Genomic DNA, 23,427 nt, shown 5'->3' on the forward strand with positions numbered 1-23,427 from the left:
AACCCTTCCTACAAGGCCTTAAACTCTCACCTTTCTTTTCGGGCTTACACAAGACTGCTTTGATGGAATTTCAGCATCAGGTATATATATCATTCCATTGCTACTATATTCAGTATCAAAATCACATATTCCGGCTCGGACAAAAAAATCAAAGATTCTCACTTATTTTTATTTTATTCGTTTTTTGCGCTAGCTCGCACCTTTTGAGGAAGTTAATCACATACAGATCACTGTCACTGAGAAATTCATTATAGTATTGGGATTTTGTATTAGACCACCTCATCATTTATGGACCAATCCGCGCTAAAACGTTTCACTTTTTAAATTTGTAACTTATTTCTCCAGACAACTTTGCATCAGCTGCTTTCGAATCCCCTCTAAATAAAAAACTGCATCCGGGTAATTTCGAATGCAGTAAAGGTCTTATGAATAAAAAGGATGATCATCATTAATTAAAATCCGGTCGATTTTTTTGGCTAATCCCGTTTTTGGATTCAGCTCAATCAGTGCTGCGCTTAGCTGGGTCCTGCCTTCCTTAGGGACTTCAAAGCGGACCGGCAATCCAGTTATAAATCGTTTAAGAACAGCTTCTTTTTCAACACCCAGAATGCCATCATAAGGGCCTGTCATGCCTACATCAGACATGAACGCTGTCCCGCCAGGCAGAATTCGGTTATCAGCTGTCTGTACATGTGTGTGCGTGCCCACTACTGCAGAAACCTTGCCGTCCAGGTGCCAGCCCATTGCCTGCTTTTCACTTGTTGCTTCCGCATGGAAATCGACAAATATAAACGGAGTCCGTTCCCTGGCTTCTTTTATTAGCTGATCCGCCTTTTGGAAAGGGCAATCACTTGGATTCATAAATGTTCTGCCCTGAAGGCTAATGACCGCCACTTCCTGTGCATTGTATTTTAAATAAACAATCCCCTTTCCGGGATTATTGGAAGGGAAATTCGCCGGACGCACCATATATTTGGCACGGTCGATAAATTCGAAAATCTCCTTGTTATCCCACGTATGGTTTCCAAGAGTGACTGCTTGTGCGCCAGCTTCCAAAAACCCGCGATAAATCTTTTCATTAATTCCTTTTCCACCTGCCGCATTTTCCCCGTTAATGATAGTGATTTGCGGACGGTATTTTTCTTTCAGTTTTGGAACATATTCACGAATCGTGTCGCGTCCCAGGGAGCCTACAACATCTCCGACAAACAAAATATTCATATCATTACCCTTTCTGCTTTTAAAATTAATGGCTTTGCTAAACTTATATGTTGATTTTGCTCAAGACACTTAGCGGACAGCGGGCTTCCACTCCAATCAACATAATGCTAAAAACAAAATTGGCTTTTAGCCAAACTTTTATATGTAAAAAGTCACGCAAATGCATGCCTCTTATCTCTTTCCTATAAGTTTAACACAGATTCCGCCCGCCTTATGCAAACACACCCTCTAAAAAGAGATAAAGCGATGCATGTGCATCGCTTTATTTTGCATATTCAACAGCCCTTGTTTCACGGATAACCGTGACTTTAATATGGCCTGGATAATCAAGCTCTTCTTCAATCTTCTTGCGGATATCCCTGGCCAAACGATGAGCTTCAAGATCATCAATTTGTTCAGGTTTAACCATAATGCGAATTTCGCGTCCTGCTTGAATAGCGAATGATTTTTCAACACCATCATAGGACTCGGAAATCTCTTCAAGCTTTTCAAGACGGCGAATATAGTTTTCAAGTGTCTCTCTTCTAGCTCCGGGTCTTGCTGCCGATAAAGCATCTGCTGCAGCGACAAGTACGGAAATGATCGATGTTGGTTCTGTGTCGCCATGGTGGGAAGCGATACTGTTGATGACAACAGGATGTTCCTTATACTTAGTGGCAAGTTCCACACCGATCTCAACATGGCTTCCTTCTACTTCGTGGTCAATTGCTTTACCGATATCATGAAGCAATCCTGCACGGCGGGCCAATATCTCGTCTTGTCCCAATTCCGCAGCCAGCAAGCCTGAAAGCTGTGCCACTTCCATTGAATGCTTTAATACATTCTGGCCATAGCTTGTACGGAATTTTAAACGGCCAAGGATTTTGATCAAATCTGGATGCAGACCATGGACACCAACCTCGAAAGTTGTCTGTTCACCTATTTCACGGATATGCTCATCCACTTCACGGCGGGCTTTATCAACCATTTCCTCAATCCGTGCAGGATGAATGCGTCCGTCCTGAACCAGTTTGTCTAAAGCTAAGCGGGCTGTCTCACGTCGTATCGGATCAAAACCGGATAAAATAACCGCTTCCGGTGTATCATCGATAATGAGATCAATTCCAGTAAGAGTTTCAAGAGTTCTGATATTGCGGCCCTCACGGCCAATAATGCGCCCTTTCATCTCATCATTTGGCAGGTTGACAACTGAAACCGTCGTTTCTGCAACATGGTCAGCTGCACATCTTTGGATAGCCAGTGACAAGATTTCTCTCGCTTTCTTATCTGCGTCCTCTTTCGCTCTAATCTCGCTCTCTTTTACCATAATAGCGACTTCGTGAGCCACTTCCTGCTCCGTGCGCTCTAAAATGATGGACTTTGCCTCTTCACGAGTTAAGCCTGAGATACGTTCGAGCTCAGCTTGTTGTTCTTTAACCATCTCGTCCACTTTGCTTTCCATCTCTTCAATATGCTGTTGTCTTTTGCTAAGAGAATCGTCCCTCTTTTCTAAAAGTGCTTCACGTTTATCTAACGTTTCATCTTTGCGATCAAGATTCTCTTCTTTTTGCATTAAACGATTTTCTTGTTTTTGCAGTTCATTTCTTCGATCACGAATTTCACTTTCCGCATCTGTGCGAAGCTTGTGAATTTCATCCTTCGCTTCAAGCAAGGCTTCTTTCTTAATAGCCTCTGCCTCCCGCTTTGCGTCTTCCAAAATCTGCTCAGCAGCATCTTTAGCTCCTGCGATTTTAGCTTCGGCAATGGATTTGCGAACAAAATAGCCAACAAAAGCACCGACGATTAGGCCAAGCAAAATGGAGATGATTGCTGTTAAAAAATCCATCATTTCACCTCCTCTTGCTATGAACTTGTTTGTGTTACGTTTTTCAAAGTGTCGGCATGTACATTGTCCAATTCAATATACAGCACTAAGGCTTTTAAACGTTTTATTCTTTAAAAAACACTGGGGTTCCCGATCGGCTGCAAGCATAAATTTCCCGCTTCCGTACCGGAGCGAATACCTTATAAGTTCTGCCGATGGAACCTTGAGCCGGACAAAAGTCTAACTCAGAAAAAATTCCTCACATAGTAAAATATAAAATATACATGTTTAATTGTAAAGCTGAGGAATTTTATTGTCAAGGGGTTGTCCTGAAGGCTTTTCTTAATATTTTGATTGATTTGAACTCTTCAGATAATTGCTTCTACACTTTGTTAAAAGAATTTGTGTTTAAAAATAGTAAACGACTGTTTGCGGAGGTGTCGATTTTCGCTGCAGTCACTCGCTTTCCGCTCCAATCAGCACGTGCCAAATATGTAATAAGCTTCTCACAGCATTACTGAATCGGCTAAATTAAACAATCTTAACAAAAGGTAATTTTCCTGCTAGAATCATACACTTTTAATTGCTATACAAAAAGCAAAGCCTTTGGTGGCTTTGCTTTTCTCTTTGTATTAGTCGATTAGCTCAAATTCATCCTGACCTTCGTCTCCGTTTATCACTTTTTCCTCATCAAGACCATAGTGTTCACGGATTTGCTTTTGAATAGTAAGGCGGATATCAGGGTTTTCTTTCAGGAATACCTTGGCATTTTCACGGCCCTGGCCAAGGCGCTCTTCATTATACGAATACCATGAACCGCTTTTTTGGACGATGTCCAGTTCAGAACCAAGGTCGATAATTTCGCCTTCTTTGGAGATTCCCTCACCATACATGATATCTACTTCAGCTACACGGAACGGAGGAGCAACTTTATTTTTAACAACCTTAATCTTTGTTTTATTTCCGACCATTTCATTGCCTTGCTTTAACGTCTCAGCACGGCGAACTTCTAAACGAACAGATGAATAGAATTTCAATGCGCGTCCGCCAGGTGTTGTTTCAGGGTTACCGAACATAACGCCGACTTTTTCACGAATCTGGTTAATGAAAATGGCAATTGTTTTAGACTTGTTGATTGCACCCGATAGTTTCCGAAGCGCCTGGGACATTAAACGAGCCTGCAAACCAACATGGGAATCTCCCATTTCCCCTTCAATTTCAGCCTTTGGCACAAGGGCTGCAACAGAGTCAATTACTAGAATATCAACTGCTCCGCTTCGCACAAGCGCTTCAGCAATTTCAAGAGCCTGCTCACCTGTATCTGGCTGGGAAAGAAGAAGCTCGTCAATATTTACGCCTAAATTTTGTGCATAAACAGGATCCAAAGCATGTTCAGCATCAATGAATGCTGCTTGTCCGCCGCCTGCCTGAACCTCCGCGATTGCATGCAGAGCTACAGTTGTTTTACCTGAACTTTCAGGTCCATAGATTTCAATAATACGGCCTCGTGGATAGCCGCCTACCCCAAGAGCTGCATCAAGAGCAAGGGATCCGCTTGGAGCAGTAGAAATTTTGCGGTCCGTTTGTTCACCGAGCTTCATGATTGAACCTTTACCAAATTGCTTTTCTATTTGTTTTAACGCCATTTCAAGTGCTGCTTGACGATCACTCACTAATAGTTCCTCCTTTTATATAGACGAATCTATCTTTTGCAAGATTCGTTTGTCTCATCTCAAAACCTATCTTTACTATAAACCTTTTCCCAGCATTTGTCGAGCAAAAAATCGAACATCCATTCGTTTTTTTTATGCACTAATTCTGCTTGAAAATTGCAAAACCTGCAGGTGAAAATCGGATTTCCGCCTGTAAAAGAAAGTCAAAAATAGCATTTCCATATAAAGTCTGTCTATTTTTAACGCCTAAAAAAAGCGAGAGGCGCCCGCCTATGGGCGACAAGCATAAGACGAGCCGGCTGAAAGGCTGTTTTTTAACCTTTTGGACAGATTGGCTTAGACACGAGAGCAGATGGTGCCTGGAGCTAGACAGTTATCTAGGTTCAAAAGGATATAAATTCTGATATCATAAAAAAAATCAGAACGCCTGCTTAGGCACTCTGATCCTCTTTTAATGCTTTTATTAAAAAATGACATCCATATTTTACGGTTCGGACTCTATTGGCAGTTCTAGATCCGCCAAGATGAAGCTTTTCCGCATGGACCGGCCTTCCTTTAATCCAAATACCGATATATACCGTTCCGACAGGTTTCCCTTCAAGTTCTTCCGGACCTGCGACTCCGGTAAAACTGATTCCGATGTCCGCATTTGTCAGCGCGGCAACATTTTCAGCAAGTTCTTCTGCACATCGCGCACTGACAACTCCATCCTTTTCAATCGTTTCCTGGCTTACTTTGAGAACCTCTGCTTTTACCTCATTTGTATAACAGACCACTCCGCCTTTCAGAAGACCGCCGGCTCCCGGAATCGAAGTAAGCTCTTGCTCGAACATACCGCCTGTTAAGCTTTCCGCAGCCGAAATTGTCATTTTCTTTTCTTTAATCAGCTTGGTAAGTTCATACATTAATGACGTGTCATCGTACCCATAGAAAAATTTGCCGACGCGTTCCATGATTTGTGCTTCAGCCTCATCAATCAGCATAATGGCTGTTGCCGCCTGGTTATGCTTCGCTGTTAATCGCAAAGTAACCTCCCCATCGGATGCAAGCGGGGCAATAGTTGGGTTGCTTTGTGCATCAATAATGTCCTCTATTTCTGTCTCTAGCATCGCTTCCCCAATACCAAAGAAGCGCAGTACACGGGAAGTGATTACATCATCCGTTTCAAGCTTGGATTGAAGGGCAGGAAAGGCATGTTTTAGGAACATTGGTTCCATTTCTTTGGGCGGTCCCGGCAGCAGCATGTAAACATGTTTGCCCGAATCGGTGATCATCCCCGGGGCCATTCCATGCTCATTGGGAAGTACCTGGGCATCTTCCAGTACCAGTGCCTGCTTTTTATTATTTTCGGTCATTTCTCTCTTGGTCCGCTTAAAATAGAGCTTAATAGACTCAAGAGCATGCTCATCCATGACCAGTTCTTTGCCCAAGTGGCGGGCAATTGTTTCTTTTGTTAAGTCATCCTTTGTTGGTCCGAGACCGCCTGTTAAGATAATCAGATTTGAACGTTCTTCAGCAATTTTCAAAACAGACTTTAATCGTTCAGAATTATCCCCCACTACAGTATGATAAAAAACATTAATGCCCAGTTCAGCAAGCTGCCGCGAAAGAAAGCGGGCATTTGTATTAACAATTTGCCCTAGCAAAAGCTCGGACCCGACAGCTATGATTTCTGCGTTCATTCAATACCCCCCTTTGATCTGATCATTTTGAGTTAAGAAAAGCTTGCTTATTTTTTGCGAAGTAGTCCCATCCAGACCAGATTGTAAAGAACATAGCCACCCATAGGGCAATCATATCAAATGGGATTGAAGCCATTTCAAAGATTATATTATGCAGAAGCAATACAGAAATAGCTACGATTTGTGCCCACGTTTTAATTTTTCCAAGCTGATTCGCAGCGACTACTTCTCCTTCCCCCGCAAGTACAAGTCTTAAACCTGTCACAGCAAATTCACGGCTAATAATGATAATAACCATCCAGGAAGGAGCAAATCCAAGTTCGACCAGGACGATCAGCGCAGCAGAAACAAGGAGCTTGTCTGCAAGCGGATCCAGGAATTTTCCCAGATTCGTAACGAGATTGTATTTGCGTGCATAGTAGCCGTCAACCCAATCGGTAACCGAAGCAACGATGAATATCAGTGCTCCAGCCAGATGGGTAACCGGAAGTTCAGTACCTAAGAGCGCTACTTCACCCCATGAAAAAGGAACAAGCATTACCAGTAGAAAAATTGGAATCAGCATGATGCGTGAAACAGTAATTTTATTTGGCAGATTCATGATTTACCTCCATATATTAATACCTTATAATGTTAATTTTTACATTAAAATCGAAAATAGTCATCTCATGAAGATGACTATTCGGTCTTCGGCGCATACCTGATGGTTATAGCCTGCCGGACTGATTGAGAAGGCGGCACCTGGTACTGAATTTTTTCTCCGTTTACGTAGATTTCCGTTTGAGTGGAATTGCCCACAACGATGGAGGCTTCAGTCTCTTTAGAAAAGTCAGCATTGTGGCTTTTTTTACCTTCAGTGGTCAGCATACCCTGGAAGAGGGAAGTTCCTTTTCCGTTCTTGATATTCACCCAAGTCTCCCCGGTAGATACGACTTCGAGATTAAACTTGTCCGCATTTTTCAATTCATAAACCGTGTTTTGGCCGCTGGATTTCACTACTGCAACTTCCTGTTTCGTTTCTTTCTCAGCTTCTCGCCCTTCAATATTTTCATCAGTGGAATCAATTTCCTCTGCTGGTTTTTCCTGTTCGCCGGAAGAATCTTCCTTGCTTTCCTCTGTTCCTTGGTCTTTAGCAAGGTCTTCTGACTCTTCAATGACCGTTTGCTCATCTGTCAGATCACCAGGCTTTTCGCCATCATCGGTCTGATCTTTGGCTCCAAGGAAATTATAGAGTACTACTATAAGGCCAACAATAAAGGCACCGATAAGAATTTTCGGCAATACATCAAACACCTTTGATGTTCGTCCGGAAAGATCCTTCCTTGATTGGACACGTGATAACTTTTCTGGTATATCGTCATTCAAGGTCACAGGAATCTCACCTTTATATTGTTCAAAGATTTCTTCTGGTTCAATCCCCACTGCCTCGGCATATTGTTTGATAAACGCCCTGATATAGAATTTTCCGGGCATCATGCTGTAATCGCCCTCTTCAATCCCTATCAGGTAGCGTTTTTGTATTTTAGTAACCTTTTGCAGATCATCTAAACTCATGTCTTTTGCCAAACGAGCTTCTTTTAAAAGACTTCCTAGTTCTGTCAATTTGCAACACCTTCCAACTTACTAAAAATCAAAGCCTCCAAAATCGGATTCAGAGAACATGTTGTTCTTTTCCACAATGTCATATTTAATCTCTTCATCAGGATCGTGGCGAAGCTCAATTATATAATCGAAATCATTAAGGGAGTATTCAGTATTTTGCACAAAAATATCTGGATGCTCTACTACTTTTACTGCAGGAAGGCGCATGATTTCACGGACCAGCTGCCAGTGACGTTCGTTCGCACGTCTGGTTGAGACAATGCCGTCTATTATAAACAGATTGTTTTCATTGTATTCGTCTTCGATCAGCTGATTGCGGATCGTTTGCTTCAAGAGCGTCGATGAAACAAATAGCCAGCGCTTGTTCGCACAAACACTTGAAGCCACAATGGATTCAGTCTTACCAACTCTTGGCATTCCCCTAATTCCTATTAGCTTGTGCCCTTCCTGTTTAAATAATTCAGCCATAAAATCGACTAATAGTCCAAGCTCGTCCCTGACAAACCTGAACGTTTTTTTATCATCCGCATCTCTTTGTATATATCTTCCATGGCGTACAGCTAGACGATCTCTCAGCTTTGGTTCACGAAGCTTGATCACTTTAATCGTATCCATTGTATTTAGGATTGACTTCAAGCGTTCAATTTGTTCATAATCTTTCGCCAGGATCAGTAGTCCCCTCCGTCCTTGGTCTACACCATTAATGGTTACAATATTGATTGAAAGCATCCCAAGCAGGGAAGAAATATCACCAAGCAAACCGGGCCGGTTCTTTTGAATTTCATATTCCAAATACCATTCTGTTTTTACTACCACCAGAATAACCTCCTCCGGCATAATTGCGCCTTGTGCGCCTTTTTATATGTATAAATAATTGCAATTCTTTTATGTAAAATATTTTGAAGCATATCCTATTTTTTCATCTAGGTTCTATAATATATGATTTTTTGTCAAGATGAAAGGAAAAACCCGTTTAGGCTGGAATGAAATCTATTTGAAGAAAAAACGAAAGAGAGAGGGGAGTCCTCTCTCTTTCAGTCATGTGTTTATAAATTTCTTAATGGGCACCGTCGTTTTGGACAAGCTTAACCATTATGTTGGCAATGGCATGCTGCTCATCAGGTGAAGCAACAGACCATAGATCAGCAAGAATGCGCTCCTGGTCATTCTTTGGCTCCACTTGCTTGGCTAAGTAATCGCCAATTTGATATGCAAGGTCATTAACAGTATCTTTGTTCATTCCTTGATCCATTCCCTGATGAAGACGATCGCCTAGGAAGTCTTTCCACTGCTGCCAGTTGTCTAGTACAGACATAATTATTGCCTCCTTTTAATGTTGTACAATTATATTGTGCTTAGAGGGCGAATAAAATATACATGTACAAAGGAGGGTAAAAACAAAAATAAGTGACAATTATTTGAACAAGGCTGTTTTCATTGTTGTTTTAGCCCGTCAATGAATCCCTTTGATTTCCGCTTGCAGGCACTTGCTTTTCGCGGAGAGGAATGAAAACGTCCTCGGCTCCTCCCGAGGAGTGTCTCACTCCCTCTCCTCCCGCAGGAGTCAAGTGAACTCCGCACCAATCCACTCATCTGATTAAACCTAGTCTAACTTGAAAAAGCGGACAAAACGATAAGAAATATAACAAAGGTACCAAGCACCATTTTAAGTATACCATCCCCCATTTACAGCAAGGACTTGGCCAGTAATATAGGAAGACTTGTCCGAAAGCAGGAAAGAAACGGAGCTGGCTATATCCTCAGGAAGGGCAAGCCTGCCCATTGGGATTTCACTTTTTACCGTTTCAAGCTCTTCTTCTGTAAAGTCATTCAGCATGGCAGTCTGAACGGCACCAGGGGCCACCGCATTCACTTTCACTCCATTCAGGGCTACTTCCTTGCTTAAAGCTTTAACAAAGGCAATTTGGGCACCTTTAGCAGTTGAATAAGCCACTTCGCAGGCTGCTCCAGTCTGGCCCCAAATAGATGAAACAACCACAATATTTCCGCTTCCTTTTTTTAAAAGCTTGGGGAGGAGCTCCTTTGTCAGCAGAAGCGGACTTGTAACATGCAAATTCATTAGCTTTTCTGTTTCAGCCTCGGTAAGCTCTGTCAGCAGGCCATATTGCGATGATCCGCTATTATGGACAATGGCATCAAGGGAAAAGATATTTTCGGCAATTTTTTTATAACCATCCTTTGCAGCTAAATCTGCCTGTATCGGCATATATTCACCACTAAACTCCTGAAGGCTGTCCATTAGTCTGTCTATAGCCTGCCGATTCTGATTGTAATGCAGGTATAGGGAATATCCTTCCTCTGCCAGTTTAATGCTGATTGCCCGTCCTATTCCTCCGCTCGCACCTGTTACTAAAGCAAATTTCTTCATTCTGCACACTCCGTTACGTTTGTTGCACGAAAAAGCAAAGCGCCATATTGGCGCTCTGCAGAATAGTTTATTTTTTCGGGACCACCTGACAAACCGTGAAGCGATCTTCGCTTATCAAGTCCACAGCTGCATTTTTGACATCATTAAGAGTAATGCTTTCGAGTGTTGGAACAACGTCAAACAAATCCATTTCATTAAAAGCATACCGTGTAAATTGGTTGGCGATATATTCAGGCGAGTTAACCGCACGAAGGAATGCACCGATCTTTTTCTTTTTCGTCCGTTCCAGCGTTTCCTGCGAGATTGCTCCTTTTGCTTTGGCATCCAGGAGCATTTTTTGCAGCACTTCTGCCAAGCGTTCCGGATCATTCGTATCTCCGCCTACCATCGCAAAGCCAAAACCTTGTTCCTGGGTATAATCAAAGGAGAAGGTATCATCAATTAACCCTTCGTTATACAGTGAGCTGTAATGATCGGAACTTTTGCCGAATAGGATATCCAGCAGCACATTTACGCTCAGTTCGTTCTTCAGCATCGCCTTGCCTGTCTGGCTGACGTTTTTGCTTTTTATTCCTACTAGGCATTTGGACGTCTGGACATTCATTTCCAGCACTTTTTTCTTCTCAGCCGCTTCCGCAGATTCTTCATTAAATTCCCGCTTGATCTCAGGCTGTTCCTTATAATCTTTGTTGTTTTGATTATCCCTCACCAAATCCATGGTTTGAACAGGGTCGACTGGTCCAACTATGAATAGCAGCATATTGCTTGGATGATAGAAGGTCTCATAGCATTCATACAGCATATCCTTGGTAATATGGGAAATGGATTCAACCGTTCCGGCAATATCAATCTTAACAGGATGGTTTTTATACATATTTTCAATTAAGCCAAAATATAGGCGCCAATCCGGATTATCATCATACATCGTAATTTCCTGTCCAATGATGCCTTTTTCTTTTTCAACAGTCTTTTCTGTAAAATATGGCTCTTGGACAAAGTCAAGCAATGTGACAAGATTCTGTTCTACATTTGAGGTACTTGAAAATAAGTAGGCCGTTCTTGTAAAAGATGTAAAGGCATTCGCGGAAGCCCCTTGCTTACTGAACTGTTGGAATACATCCCCGTCTTCTTTTTCAAAGAGCTTATGCTCCAAAAAGTGTGCGATCCCATCAGGAACCTTAACAAATTCTTCTTTGCCCGGCGGCAAGAAATGGTTATCAATCGAACCATACTTCGTTGTAAAGGTTGCATAAGTCTTGTTGAAACCCCTTTTCGGCAAAATGTAGACGTCGAGGCCATTGTTCAGCTTTTCATAATACATTTCTTCCTGCAGCTGATCAAAAGTGATTTTTTCCATTACTTGCCCGCCTCCTTTCCAGTTAAGAAATACACTGTATCCAAGCTGACCTTTTTGGCAACCTCAGCGATTTCTTCACTCGTCACCTTATCCATTTCTTCCATCCATGTTTGAAGTGTAATATCTTTTCCGGATACGACATTATGATATAATACTTCAACAATTCCCCTGGCTGTATCCACTGTTTCAAGAAGCTGATTTTTAATAACTGCTTGCGTCTGATCAATTTCCTGTTCAGTAAAGTCGCCGTTTTTCATTGCTTCCAACTGTTCTTTTATAATGTTCACAGCCTGGTCGTAGTTCTTGTTATCGATCCCGGACATCACCATCATCAAGCCTTTATGGCTTTCAAGACGGCTTGCCACATAGTAGGCAAGGCTTGCTTTTTCCCGGACATTCAAGAAAAGCTTTGAATGTGAAAACCCCCCGAAAATCCCGTTAAAAACCTGCAATGCATAGTAATCAGGATCCCCATACACTACATTTGTACGATAGCCAATATTCAATTTGCCCTGTTTGACATCCTGCTCTTCCCTTACCTCGTTTACGTCATTTTTGCTACTTCCAGGTCTGGGTTCTGAAGTTTTAGGAGTTCTTTCTTCAAATGATAGAAGCTCACCTGCATAGGATTCTGCATCTGCTTCATTGACATCGCCTATTACATACAAATCCAGTTCATCCTCTGAAAGGGCAGTTTGATAATATTGATATAAACTTTCAGGCGTAATTGGATCAACATCTTCTTTATCACCATGAACATGTAATTCATAAGGCTCGCCTTTGCACATTTCCTGTACAAGGCGGAAATTGGAGTAGCGCATTTTATCATCATATACAGATTGAATCCGCTGTTTGAGCGTCCTTTTTTCCTTTGCGACCGTTTCTTTTTCAAAAGCAATCCCCTGCACATTCGGCTTCGTTAAGATTTCAGATAAAAACTGGAAGGCTTTTTTCAGCAAAGGTGTATTATCAGAGAGAAATTTTTCGTTGGCAATTTCAACTGACATTGTAATGACATGGTATTCTCCTTTTTTGGCAAGATCCACAAACAAGGTTGCTCCATATAGTTCATCAAGAGAAGAACGCAGCTTGCCGGTAGACGGGTAAGATGCGCTATTACTTTGCAGGACATGCGGCAAAAGCGATCTAATCGTCACTGTTTCTTTATTAAGTGGCGCCTTCATCTTCCAGACCAGGGTATTGGTTTTATATTTTTCCGTTTTTACAACATGAAGCTTAAAGCCTTTCATTGCTTTCACCGATTCAGAAATTACATCCATTTGGTTTCCTCCTGTCGAATATTGAAGAGTCCATAGCTTATTATACTTTTGCCAAGAAAGTGCATTCTCTATAACTATGTAAACACTTTGGTGCTAATTTCTATAATCTCCTTTGTTTTAAATCATATTCTTACTATAACTTGCCCTATTTCCTTATTTCAAGTTATTGGCTATGCTGGAAGGATTATTAAAAAAATGAATGCGTCTTGCCGGCCCCCGACAAGCACAAGACAAGCCCTGTAAGAAGGTGTTCTTTCTTTCTGTAAGGGATTGGCTTATGACCCCGAGTCCCTAGAAGCCGCAACTAGAAAAGATTGTGACCTCGAGGGGATAGGCTTTTTCTTAAAATTCAAAGGGATATAAATTCTGATATCATAAAAAAAGCCCCATTTCAAATGAAATGAGGCTTTTTGATTAGCGATTTCCTTTGATATACGGAGTTCCTGATGCCTTTGGCGCATCGGCACGTCCAATGAAGCCTGTTAAAGCCAGGATTGTCAGGACGTATGGTGCAATAAGAAGGTATACATTTGGAATGTTCTCCAGGAACGGCAAGCTTGAACCAATGATGCTTAAGCTTTGCGCAAATCCAAAGAACAATGCTGCTCCCATAACTCCAAGCGGGTGCCATTTACCAAAGATTAGTGCCGCCAAAGCCATAAACCCTTGTCCGCTGATTGTAGCATGTCCGAAATCCGAAGAGATGGATTGAGCGTAAACTCCTCCTCCAATTCCTGCAAGGGCACCTGAAATGAGAACACCGATGTATCTCATTCTTGTTACATTGATCCCCATTGTATCTGCAGCCATTGGGTGTTCCCCCACCGCACGCAATCTTAAACCAAATGGAGTTTTAAACATGACAAACCAAGCAAGGAAAGCGACAGCTATCGCCACAAAAGATGTATAATATGTGTTTGAGAATAGCAGCTTACCGATTACCGGAATATCGCTTAAAAATGGAATATCAATTTTGCTGAAACCTTTTTGGATGATATCAGTTTGTCCTTTTCCATAAATGAACTTAACTAGGAATAGGGCAGCTCCAATAGCAAGGAGATTAATGGCAACACCCGATACAACCTGGTCTGACCTGAACGTAATCGAAGCAACCGCATGAAAAATGGATAATAGTGCTCCAACAACCATGGCTGCAAGAAGGGCAACCCAAGGGGTCCAGCTTCCAAGAACATCTACGAAAGTTAAGTTAAAAACGATGGCTGTAAAGGCTCCAATCACCATCAAACCTTCCAAACCAATATTTACAACACCGGAGCTTTCCGAAAAGTTTCCGCCCAATCCAGTGAAAATAAGCGGGGCTGCCCAAAGCAATGTGGATGGAATGATAATTAATAAAATTTCCATTAAGCCCACTTACTTCACCCCCTTTTTACTTATACGGTCAATAAAGATGCGAATCATGTAGCTCGCTGCTACAAAGAAAACGATAAGAGCAATGATAATATCTACTAGTTCGTTTGGAACTCCAGCTTCAAGCGGCATATTCAATGCGCCTACCTTTAAACTGCCAAATAGCAATGCTGCAAAGATAATCCCAATTGGTCCGTTTCCGCCAAGAAGGGCAACGGCGATCCCGTCAAATCCAACTCCGGTAAATCCGCCTTTAATGGCTGCATAACCGAATGTTCCCAATCCTTCCATTGCTCCTGCAAGACCTGCAAAAGCACCGGAAATAACCATTGAAAGAATGATATTTCGGCTTACATTCATCCCTGCATATTCAGAGGCATGCTGGTTGAAGCCGACTGCTCTCAATTCATAGCCCTTAGAAGTCTTTTCTAATAAAAACCACATAATAAAGACACATGTCAAAGCAATTAGGATTCCCCAGTGAAGACGGGAATAATCTGTCAGACCTTCGAGGAATGGCGAACGCAATGAAGATGATTCTGAAATCATTTCTGTGCGGTCACTCTTATCCGAGAGGACAGTACGGATAAAGTAGTTTGTCACATGCAATGCAACATAGTTCATCATAATTGTTACAATTACCTCGTGGACTTTAAACTTTGCTTTAAGCAAGCCAGGGATGAAACCCCAGAATGCTCCTGCTGCAGCTGCTGCAAGCACAGCGAGCGGAAGATGAATAACTTTAGGAAGGTCAAAAGCAACCCCAACCCAAACAGCAGCAAGCCATCCTACGATCAGCTGTCCCTCTACACCAATGTTAAATAGCCCAGTCCTAAAAGCAAACGCTACTGCCAAGCCTGCTAAAATATATGGAGTAACCTGCCTGACCACTTCACCAGAATAGTAGATTTCTCCAAAAGCACCGTTCCAAAGGGCAATAAATGCTGCCCCGGCATTATACCCTGTTGCAATCATGATGATGGTACCGACGAGTACGCCGAGGAGAACGGCAACCAGAGGTACGATTATGTTTTTCATGCGATTAGACATGGTTTTCGCCTCCCGCTTCCTTCCGTTTTGAACCGGCCATCAATAAACCTAATTCTTGTTCAGTTGTTTCTTTCGGGTTCACTACTGCTACAATTTCGCCCTCATAAATAACGGCAATTCTGTCGCTTACATTCATAATTTCATCCAGCTCAAAAGAAATAAGCAGAACAGCCTTCCCATGGTCACGCTGTTCAATCAGGCGCTTATGGATATATTCAATTGCCCCTACATCCAATCCTCGTGTCGGCTGTGCTGCAATGAGTAAGTCCGGATTACGGTCGATTTCACGTCCGATGATGGCTTTTTGCTGGTTACCGCCTGACAGCGCCCTTGCATGCGTATATTCGCTAGGTGTTCTTACATCAAATTCCTTAATCAATGTCTTCGCTTTACTGTAGATCTCTTTAAAACTCAGGACGCCTCTCTTTGAAAAAGGAGATTTGTAATAGGTTTGAAGCACCATATTTTCCCCAATCGGAAAATCAAGGACAAGCCCGTGTTTATGCCGGTCCTGAGGAATATGTCCAACACCTGTTTCCGTAACTTTTCGAGGGGCCATATTCATGATTTCTTTACCATTCATTTTAATTGAACCGCTTTCAGACTTTCTAAGTCCTGTGATGGCTTCAATTAATTCTGTCTGCCCGTTGCCGTCAACACCGGCAATCCCGACAATCTCTCCTGCCTTTACATGCAGATTAAGATTATTAATAACACCAAGCCCGCGTGAATCTTTTACCTTCAGATCCTTGATATCCAATACATCCTGCTGCGGTTTGGATTCCGTTTTATCTGTCTTGAATGTAACTTCTCTTCCGACCATCAAGCTGGCTAGCTCATTCGGATTGGTCTCGCTGACATTGACAGTTCCGATTCCCGCACCTTTACGGATAACCGTAACCCTGTCACACACTTCCATAATTTCTTTCAGCTTATGCGTAATAAGAATAATAGACTTTCCTTCTTTAATAAGGGTTTTCAAGATTTGAATAAGTTCTTTAATTTCCTGCGGTGTTAAAACAGCCGTCGGCTCATCAAAAATAAGAATCTCCGCTCCGCGGTATAAGGTCTTTAGAATCTCCACTCTTTGCTGCATACCTACAGAAATATCTGAAATCTTCGCTTGCGGATCTACCGCAAGCCCGTATCTTTCAGAAATTTCTCTAACATCTTTTTCGGCCTTCTTAATATCGATTTTTCCGCCTTTAGTCGTTTCTTTTCCGAGAATGATATTTTCAGTAATAGTAAAGCGGTCTACTAGCATGAAATGCTGGTGAACCATCCCGATTCCCAAATCATTTGCTACATTTGGATCTGTAATGCGAACCGGTTTGCCTTTCACTTTTATTTCACCCTTTTCCGGCTGATATAAGCCAAAAAGGACGTTCATTAGGGTTGATTTGCCCGCACCGTTTTCCCCAAGTAATGCATGGATTTCACCTGGTTTCAATTGAAGTGTGATATTATCATTTGCAACAATCCCAGGGAACTCTTTACGTATGTTGAGCATTTCAATAACATATTCCATTTAATTCACTCCTTGCTCAAAATAAAGTAAAACTTCAATCAGCAGGAAGTTTTACCCTGCTGATTGTTAGTTGAGGCCCCACAGGAAGTGGGTCACAAAGACGTTGCCGCAGGACGTGGCATTCTTTGTCTTTGTTCTGCTTTTCGAGCCTTATCGGGCCTTTACGGGCAGTTTGGCCCCCACATATCCTCCATTGATTCCTCAGGATCTTCTAACGGAGGACTTACTGACGGTTAAACTGCGATAAAAGGAAATTTTCAGTAGTAAGAGGTCAGACCTTGGAAATTCTTAGAAAAACCTGGCGTATTGCCAAACTCTTCATTTAAAAAAGGAATAATGAAAGAAATAATGGCTAATGCGTTAAAACTCTAATTGAAAAGCAGAAACCGTTCTGCGTTTCAATTAAACTTCTAATCCCAAAAAAAGGAATAAGAGGCCGCAGTGCAACCTGTTTATTCCTTCCTATTTATTTATTCAGCTGAGAATGTTGCTAACTCATCTTTAGTAGATGGAACAGTTAGATCTCCACTCTTGATCTTCTCTTGCCACTCTTGAACTGCAGCTTCGATGTCAGCTTTTGCAGAAACTTCTTCGTTGATTGGAGCAAGGCCTACGCCATCTTCAGCCAACCCGTAAGTAGTTGTTTCTCCGCCAGGAAAGTTGCCTTCCTGTGCTTTTGCTGAAAGGTCCTTTACTGCGTTGTCAACACGCTTAAGAGCAGAAGTAATAATAACATTATGCTCTTTGCCATCAATTTCAACTACACCTTCAGCAGATTGATCAGAGTCAACACCAATTGCCCAGATTTCTCTTGCTGGATCTTTTTTCTTCAGGTCACGAGCTTCTTTGAATAGACCGTTACCTGTTCCGCCTGCTGCGTGGAAAATCACGTCAACGCCAGAAGAGTACATTTTAGAAGCAATTGTTTGGCCAAGTTCAGCTTTATCAAATGCACCAGCATATTGAACTTCAACTTTAATATCAGGGTTTACCGCTTGAACACCAGCAAGGAATCCAGACTCAAAACGCTCGATAACTGGGATTTCCATACCGCCGATGAAACCAATTTTGTTCTCTTTAGTTGCTTTTGCTGCAGCAACACCTGCAAGGAATGCAGCTTCTTGTTCTTTGAACATGATGCTAGCTACGTTTGGCTGATCAACAACAGCATCCACGATACCAAAATGAGAATCTTTTTGCTGCTGTGCAATTTCGTTGATCGCACCTTCCATCAAGTAACCGATACCGAATACAAGATCAAAATCTTGGCGTGCTAGATTGTTAAGGTTCGTAGAATAGTCAGCGTCAGATTGTGATTGAAGGTAGTCAAATCCGCCTTTCCCTTTTTCAAGGCCATTCTCTTTACCAAATGCCTTTAAGCCTTCCCAGGCAGATTGGTTAAATGATTTATCATCAACACCGCCGACATCCGTTACCATCGCTACAGAGAATGCATTTTCCTTTTCGTCTCCGCCAGCTGTTTCTCCGCCGTTTTCTTCACTTTTGCCGCAAGCACCTAAAATTGTTCCTGCTGCAAGTACTAAAGACAGCGCCAATCCAAATTTACGCTTTTTCAAGGTTGGTACCCCCTAAGAGTTTGTTTTTTACATTAGCGGAATGAATTGTTGCGTTCTCATGCTTCTGAAATTGTTAAATTCTTTTTCTGAGTACATGGAAACTGAACTTATCAGCTCTGAAGTAATTAACCGAATATAGTATCGGCATATCCGCTTCATCGAAATGCATCTGCTTTAGAACAAGCAAAGCTGTTTCTGGGTCACATTCCAGGACAGGAGAAATCTTTTCGTGATAGCCTATAGGCTCGATTTGGGCTACTGCGTATGTGATTTTCCGGTTTGCTTCCTCTTCAAGCATGTTGAAGATGGATTCTTGTTCGTGGGAGAAAGTATCTGGCAGAATATTCTCAGGAACTTTATCCACACAATATACGACCGGCTCACCATTAGCTGTTCTAACCCTTTCAATCACAGCAATTCCCTCGTCAGCGGAACATGAAAAGCGGCGGATGTCTTCTTCAGTCGGCCCCATTGTCACTGAGCTTAGGAAAATGGTTCCAGGCTTCATGCCTGCCTGCAAAATCATATTTGTCACACTATTGAGCTGTTCGATTCCTGATGTAAACAGCGGCTGTGCATTTACAAAAGTCCCTACTCCATGGCGGCGTATAATTACGTTTTCTTCTTCAAGAATCCGCAATGCCTCCCTAAGTGTAGCTCTGCTGACACCAAGCTGTTTGGCAAGATCAAATTCCGATGGTAGCTTCTCTTTTTCTTTATAAACTCCATTTTCAATATCTTGCTTTAAACGATCGATGACTTGCAAATATAAATGCCGGTTATCTGACTTAATAGACATGCAGGGTTCCTCCAACTTCAGTTCTCAAGACATCAGACCTCTGATGTTCAATCATTCCTACTAATCGAAAATACTATAACACTTTTTACCCAATAAAGAAATAGAATATCTTGAATTTGTCGAAAAAAAGTGAATACAAAAAATTGTTGCAATTTCCTTGTTTATCAATCCTTTTTTTCTGATATAATAGTACACTGAAAACGATTACATTCCTATATTTTTGTTCCCAATTATATTTTGGAAATACCTTTTTTCGATGGGATGGAAGTACCATACCTCTTTCATATTATGAAAGCGTTTTTAATAGTAAGGCACATTTTCCAACATGACCGGCTCTATCTTAGAAAATTTGATCGTACATAGAGAAAAATGGCCGTACGGAGACGGCCATTTTTTCAATCAGGCTACCTTATTTAATATTATGAACTTGCTTCTTCAGAGGAAGAAGATTTTCCTTGCAAGACTGATCTTGGTTTGCTTCCTTCATAAGGACCGACGATGCCTCTTGCTTCCATTTCATCTATCAGCCTTGCTGCCCTCGTGTATCCAATTCTAAATCTCCGCTGAAGCATGGAGACAGAAGCTGTTTGCATTTCCAGTATTAGTTCAACTGCTTCATCATATAAATCGTCTTCCACTTCCCCTGCTGCTTCAGGGATATCCTCTGGAATCATCTCTTCCTGGTATTGGGCTTTCTGCTGACCAATGACAAAATCAACGATTTCCTCAACTTCATCATCTGATAAAAATGCGCCCTGGACTCGAACTGGCTTGGATGCGCCAACCGGAAGAAAGAGCATATCCCCTCTCCCCAGAAGCTTTTCCGCTCCACCCATATCCAAAATTGTTCTTGAATCGGTCATAGATGAAACAGCGAAGGCGATCCTGGAAGGGATATTCGCTTTAATTACACCTGTAATTACGTCTACTGACGGACGCTGTGTGGCAATAATTAAATGGATACCGGCAGCACGTGCCATTTGTGCAAGTCGGGTAATCGCATCCTCAACATCTGACGAAGCGACCATCATTAAGTCAGCAAGCTCGTCCACTATGACAACAATGTATGGAAGCAGTGGCTGCTGGGCTTCCTCGACGGCATTTTGCCTTTTGATATACTCATTGTATCCTTCAATATTCCTTGTGCCGGTATGGGAGAAAAGCTCATATCGCCTTTCCATCTCACTGACAACCTTTTGAAGAGCCTGTGCGGCTTTTTTAGGATTTGTCACAACAGGCACAAGCAAATGCGGAACTCCGTTATATACGTTTAATTCAACCATTTTGGGGTCAATCATCATGAGTTTTACTTCATGCGGCTTCGCCCTCATTAGTATGCTTGTAATAATGCCGTTAATGCAGACACTTTTCCCGCTACCTGTTGCTCCGGCAACAAGTAAATGCGGCATTTTATTCAGCTCAGCCAGGACGGCTTCGCCAGTTATATCACGGCCAAGCCCGATCAGAAGCTTGGAGTCCGGCTTGTCATTTTGTTTGGATTCAATTACTTCTCTTAGAGAAACCATTGCCACTTCTGAGTTTGGAACCTCAATCCCGATCGCTGATTTTCCGGGAATAGGTGCTTCTATCCGGATGTCTTTTGCTGCAAGGGCAAGAGCCAGATCATCATTAAGACTGACAATTTTACTTACTTTTACGCCAACATCTGGATGGACCTCGTACTTTGTGACGGCAGGGCCTAAGTGGACCTGTGTCACTCTCGCTTTGACCCCAAAGCTTTGAAATGTTCTTTCAAGCTTTGCGGCATTGGCATGGATCAGTTCATATTCACCGCTTTGATCTGTCTGTCGAGGCAATTTAAGCAGCCTAATAGGAGGCAGCTCATAATCCTTATTCTCTACCTCTGTAAATGTGATAGGAGGTGCTTTTATCTCCTCTGGCTCATGGGCTGCTTCATCTTTTTCAGGTTCAGGTACTGCCGCTTCCTGCGGTTCCTCCTGATAGGCCCTCTCAGCAAAGCTTGAGATGATAGGCTCGGGCATCGGTTCTGCAACAGTTTCAGAAGAATTGTTAATGGTGATGATTGTCTCTGTTTCTTCCTCTTCCTGGACACGAGCTTGTTCCTCTTCTCTTTGAACTCGCCTTTCTTCACGTTTTTCCCTGTTCTTTTGTCTCCATTCCTTCATATCATTGATAAATGCTTCCCATTGCTTTTTGCAGAAATTCAGGATTGAAGCCATCATCTTACCCGCGGCATCCCCGAATGTTTTGCCTGTAATCAGGACAAAACCAATAATAATCAGCAAAAAGGCAACGATTTTGGAACCAGCTTCATCAAATAGATAGTAGAAAAGGGCAAAAAGAACGGCCCCGATCATACCGCCTCCTAAATCAGTGGTGCTTGTTTCCCCCCCCACTTCCATGCGGAAAAGCTCCCATGTATTCGCAATGACGCTTGGGTCTTCAAATTTCCCTCCATTCGAAAGGAGCTGAAAAAGTGTGACATGACTTAACAGCAGCAAAGAGCCAATAATTAAATATGTACCGATTAATTTTGTATGGAATAGAAATGGAAGGGTCCTCTTCCACATAAGATAACCTGCAAAGATTACTAATCCTATCAAGCTGACCATGTACCATTCACCCATAAAAAACCTGAAAAACAGAACTGTTGCTTTGCCTGCGGCTCCGAGCCTAGCCATTGATATAACAGCAAGCGCCAATAAAACCAGCGCAATCAGTTCAAATTTCATTGTGCGTTTGAGCGTTTCATTTTTTTTAGATTTTCTTCTCTTCTTTTTGGCCATTTTATCACCTTATTAATTTTCTTATTAACATCATCATCATTTTTCCATTATGTATACATTCTTCCTGCTATGAAAGAAGAAGCAGCCATTTTTTGGCTGCTTCTAAAATTACTTTTATTATATCACAATGCTTCTCGCGACGGTGATGTTAATTCGCTAAAAGGTTTATTTCAGCTGAGCTGCGTTAATGTAATCATTGACCCTGGCGTGTATCTTTCGTCCATGAAATGGGCAGGATCGCTACTCATTACCCTTAATATGCGGCATTCCTGCCCTGCATTCATTTCTACGAGAAGAGGGATCCCTTCGTATGAGACTATTCTCTGCTTCCCGAAATCCTCATTCTCATTTTGATATATCAGTTCCTTTGGCATCATGGTATATAAAATCATTGTACAATCACTTCTTCTTTCGGCTTATTTATTTCAATCAGCTCGTTCAGCTTTGCGAGTGCCGGGCCTACTCCCCCAACTGCATCAATCAGGCCATATTCAACTGCATCTTTTCCGACTACATTTGTACCAATATCCCTCGTCAGATTGCCTTTTTCAAACATAAGGTCTTTGAACTTCTGTTCTGAAACATTTGAATGCTTGGTAACAAAGTTTATGACGCGATCCTGCATTTTATCCATGTATTCAAAAGTTTGCGGAACTCCAATCACCAGGCCAGTCAGCCTGATTGGATGGATAGTCATCGTAGCTGTTTCCGCTATAAATGAATAATCGCATGACACAGCAATAGGCACACCAATAGAATGACCTCCCCCCAGGATGATGGAGACGGTTGGCTTGGATAGTGATGATAGCATTTCCGATATTGCCAGCCCAGCTTCCACATCTCCTCCTACAGTATTCAAAATGACGAGGAGCCCTTCAATTTTAGGATTTTGTTCAATAGCAACAATTTGAGGAATTAAGTGCTCATATTTTGTCGTTTTATTTTGCGGCGGGAGCTGAAGATGCCCTTCGACTTGCCCCACAATCGTTAAACAGTGAATCTTGGAATCCTGGGACAGCTGCGGCACGTTCGTTTGGCCAAGCTGCTGGATTTTTTCCATCAGCCCTGACGGCTTATCCTCTTTTGGCTGCTCTTGACCTTCTCCGCCCTCATTTCGGTTATTTTTTATATCGTTATCCATCCTTATTTCTCCCTTCAAGCAATATATTGTTAGTATGAACGTTGGATAGTTTTTCATGCGCATATTGTTGAAGGAGAATAAAAAGCGCCTTATCGATCTCACCAGCACCCCGAAAAGCCCTAAAAGTTTACGGATTTTGTGCGTATAATAAGAAAAGCGCAAGGCGCCTTGTCCACCTCCGACAA

19 protein-coding genes are annotated in these 23,427 nt (G+C 42.1%); all 19 read right to left on the reverse strand.

Annotated features, from left to right (window positions below; all coding sequences use genetic code 11):
* Positions 1-423 precede the first annotated feature (423 nt).
* On the reverse strand, positions 424-1,221 hold the full coding sequence (locus NCCP133_RS07285) for a TIGR00282 family metallophosphoesterase (RefSeq protein ID WP_264804268.1): 798 nt from the start codon (positions 1,219-1,221) through the stop codon (positions 424-426).
* A gap of 262 nt (positions 1,222-1,483) precedes the next feature.
* Positions 1,484-3,046, reverse strand: coding sequence for a ribonuclease Y (gene rny / locus NCCP133_RS07290; RefSeq protein ID WP_264804405.1), 1,563 nt, complete (start codon positions 3,044-3,046; stop codon positions 1,484-1,486).
* A gap of 611 nt (positions 3,047-3,657) precedes the next feature.
* Positions 3,658-4,698 carry a recombinase RecA gene (gene recA, locus NCCP133_RS07295; RefSeq protein WP_264804269.1) on the reverse strand — a complete coding sequence of 347 codons (1,041 nt, stop codon included), beginning with the start codon at positions 4,696-4,698 and terminating at the stop codon, positions 3,658-3,660.
* Positions 4,699-5,129: 431 nt separating this feature from the next.
* Positions 5,130-6,380 (reverse strand): competence/damage-inducible protein A, encoded by a 1,251-nt coding sequence (locus tag NCCP133_RS07300; protein WP_264804270.1) that lies wholly within the window; start codon positions 6,378-6,380, stop codon positions 5,130-5,132.
* 22 nt (positions 6,381-6,402) lie between these two features.
* Entirely contained in the window at positions 6,403-6,981 is a 579-nt protein-coding gene (gene pgsA, locus NCCP133_RS07305) for a CDP-diacylglycerol--glycerol-3-phosphate 3-phosphatidyltransferase (protein WP_264804271.1), read from the reverse strand.
* A gap of 77 nt (positions 6,982-7,058) precedes the next feature.
* On the reverse strand, positions 7,059-7,982 hold the full coding sequence (locus NCCP133_RS07310) for a helix-turn-helix domain-containing protein (RefSeq protein WP_264804272.1): 924 nt from the start codon (positions 7,980-7,982) through the stop codon (positions 7,059-7,061).
* A 21-nt stretch (positions 7,983-8,003) separates the two neighbouring features.
* A complete protein-coding gene (locus tag NCCP133_RS07315; RefSeq protein WP_264804273.1) occupies positions 8,004-8,798 on the reverse strand; it encodes a DUF3388 domain-containing protein in 795 nt (264 codons plus the stop codon).
* A 241-nt stretch (positions 8,799-9,039) separates the two neighbouring features.
* Positions 9,040-9,297, reverse strand: coding sequence for a DUF3243 domain-containing protein (locus tag NCCP133_RS07320; RefSeq protein ID WP_264804274.1), 258 nt, complete (start codon positions 9,295-9,297; stop codon positions 9,040-9,042).
* Positions 9,298-9,648: 351 nt separating this feature from the next.
* Positions 9,649-10,371, reverse strand: coding sequence for an elongation factor P 5-aminopentanone reductase (ymfI, locus tag NCCP133_RS07325; protein WP_264804275.1), 723 nt, complete (start codon positions 10,369-10,371; stop codon positions 9,649-9,651).
* A gap of 67 nt (positions 10,372-10,438) precedes the next feature.
* A complete protein-coding gene (yfmH, locus tag NCCP133_RS07330; RefSeq protein ID WP_264804276.1) occupies positions 10,439-11,728 on the reverse strand; it encodes an EF-P 5-aminopentanol modification-associated protein YfmH in 1,290 nt (429 codons plus the stop codon).
* A complete protein-coding gene (gene yfmF / locus NCCP133_RS07335; RefSeq protein WP_264804277.1) occupies positions 11,728-13,008 on the reverse strand; it encodes an EF-P 5-aminopentanol modification-associated protein YfmF in 1,281 nt (426 codons plus the stop codon). Before yfmF ends, yfmH begins: the two co-directional genes overlap by 1 nt.
* Positions 13,009-13,422: 414 nt before the next feature.
* Positions 13,423-14,373 carry an ABC transporter permease gene (locus NCCP133_RS07340; RefSeq protein ID WP_442874245.1) on the reverse strand — a complete coding sequence of 317 codons (951 nt, stop codon included), beginning with the start codon at positions 14,371-14,373 and terminating at the stop codon, positions 13,423-13,425.
* A gap of 9 nt (positions 14,374-14,382) precedes the next feature.
* Positions 14,383-15,429 (reverse strand): ABC transporter permease, encoded by a 1,047-nt coding sequence (locus NCCP133_RS07345; protein WP_264804279.1) that lies wholly within the window; start codon positions 15,427-15,429, stop codon positions 14,383-14,385.
* Positions 15,422-16,957, reverse strand: coding sequence for an ABC transporter ATP-binding protein (locus NCCP133_RS07350; RefSeq protein WP_264804280.1), 1,536 nt, complete (start codon positions 16,955-16,957; stop codon positions 15,422-15,424). Before NCCP133_RS07350 ends, NCCP133_RS07345 begins: the two co-directional genes overlap by 8 nt.
* Positions 16,958-17,427: 470 nt before the next feature.
* The gene (locus NCCP133_RS07355; RefSeq protein WP_264804281.1) at positions 17,428-18,534 is read right to left on the reverse strand and encodes a BMP family lipoprotein; all 1,107 of its coding nucleotides are present in this window, start codon (positions 18,532-18,534) and stop codon (positions 17,428-17,430) included.
* Between the two features lie 73 nt (positions 18,535-18,607).
* Positions 18,608-19,333 (reverse strand): GntR family transcriptional regulator, encoded by a 726-nt coding sequence (locus tag NCCP133_RS07360; protein WP_264804282.1) that lies wholly within the window; start codon positions 19,331-19,333, stop codon positions 18,608-18,610.
* A 419-nt stretch (positions 19,334-19,752) separates the two neighbouring features.
* Positions 19,753-22,101: a DNA translocase FtsK gene (locus NCCP133_RS07365; RefSeq protein WP_264804283.1), complete on the reverse strand. Its 2,349-nt coding sequence runs from the start codon at positions 22,099-22,101 to the stop codon at positions 19,753-19,755.
* 170 nt (positions 22,102-22,271) lie between these two features.
* On the reverse strand, positions 22,272-22,493 hold the full coding sequence (locus NCCP133_RS07370) for a YlzJ-like family protein (protein WP_309298045.1): 222 nt from the start codon (positions 22,491-22,493) through the stop codon (positions 22,272-22,274).
* Positions 22,490-23,242, reverse strand: coding sequence for a ClpP family protease (locus NCCP133_RS07375; protein ID WP_264804284.1), 753 nt, complete (start codon positions 23,240-23,242; stop codon positions 22,490-22,492). The genes NCCP133_RS07370 and NCCP133_RS07375 overlap by 4 nt, the downstream gene beginning before the upstream one ends.
* Positions 23,243-23,427: the final 185 nt, after the last annotated feature.

The organism is Cytobacillus sp. NCCP-133 (genome assembly GCF_026011715.1).
GTDB lineage: Bacteria > Bacillota > Bacilli > Bacillales > Cytobacillaceae > Cytobacillus.

What these genes read in the sequence shown, in the direction of transcription:
- NCCP133_RS07285 (WP_264804268.1), bottom strand. Translation starts at nt 1,221, where the DNA reads ATGAATATTTTGTTTGTCGGAGATGTTGTAGGCTCCCTGGGACGCGAC.
- rny (WP_264804405.1), bottom strand. Translation starts at nt 3,046, where the DNA reads ATGGATTTTTTAACAGCAATCATCTCCATTTTGCTTGGCCTAATCGTC.
- NCCP133_RS07300 (WP_264804270.1), bottom strand. Translation starts at nt 6,380, where the DNA reads ATGAACGCAGAAATCATAGCTGTCGGGTCCGAGCTTTTGCTAGGGCAA.
- pgsA (WP_264804271.1), bottom strand. Translation starts at nt 6,981, where the DNA reads ATGAATCTGCCAAATAAAATTACTGTTTCACGCATCATGCTGATTCCA.
- NCCP133_RS07320 (WP_264804274.1), bottom strand. Translation starts at nt 9,297, where the DNA reads ATGTCTGTACTAGACAACTGGCAGCAGTGGAAAGACTTCCTAGGCGAT.
- ymfI (WP_264804275.1), bottom strand. Translation starts at nt 10,371, where the DNA reads ATGAAGAAATTTGCTTTAGTAACAGGTGCGAGCGGAGGAATAGGACGG.
- yfmH (WP_264804276.1), bottom strand. Translation starts at nt 11,728, where the DNA reads ATGGAAAAAATCACTTTTGATCAGCTGCAGGAAGAAATGTATTATGAA.
- yfmF (WP_264804277.1), bottom strand. Translation starts at nt 13,008, where the DNA reads ATGGATGTAATTTCTGAATCGGTGAAAGCAATGAAAGGCTTTAAGCTT.
- NCCP133_RS07340 (WP_442874245.1), bottom strand. Translation starts at nt 14,373, where the DNA reads ATGGAAATTTTATTAATTATCATTCCATCCACATTGCTTTGGGCAGCC.
- NCCP133_RS07345 (WP_264804279.1), bottom strand. Translation starts at nt 15,429, where the DNA reads ATGTCTAATCGCATGAAAAACATAATCGTACCTCTGGTTGCCGTTCTC.
- NCCP133_RS07350 (WP_264804280.1), bottom strand. Translation starts at nt 16,957, where the DNA reads ATGGAATATGTTATTGAAATGCTCAACATACGTAAAGAGTTCCCTGGG.
- NCCP133_RS07360 (WP_264804282.1), bottom strand. Translation starts at nt 19,333, where the DNA reads ATGTCTATTAAGTCAGATAACCGGCATTTATATTTGCAAGTCATCGAT.
- NCCP133_RS07365 (WP_264804283.1), bottom strand. Translation starts at nt 22,101, where the DNA reads ATGGCCAAAAAGAAGAGAAGAAAATCTAAAAAAAATGAAACGCTCAAA.
- NCCP133_RS07370 (WP_309298045.1), bottom strand. Translation starts at nt 22,493, where the DNA reads ATGATTTTATATACCATGATGCCAAAGGAACTGATATATCAAAATGAG.
- NCCP133_RS07375 (WP_264804284.1), bottom strand. Translation starts at nt 23,242, where the DNA reads ATGGATAACGATATAAAAAATAACCGAAATGAGGGCGGAGAAGGTCAA.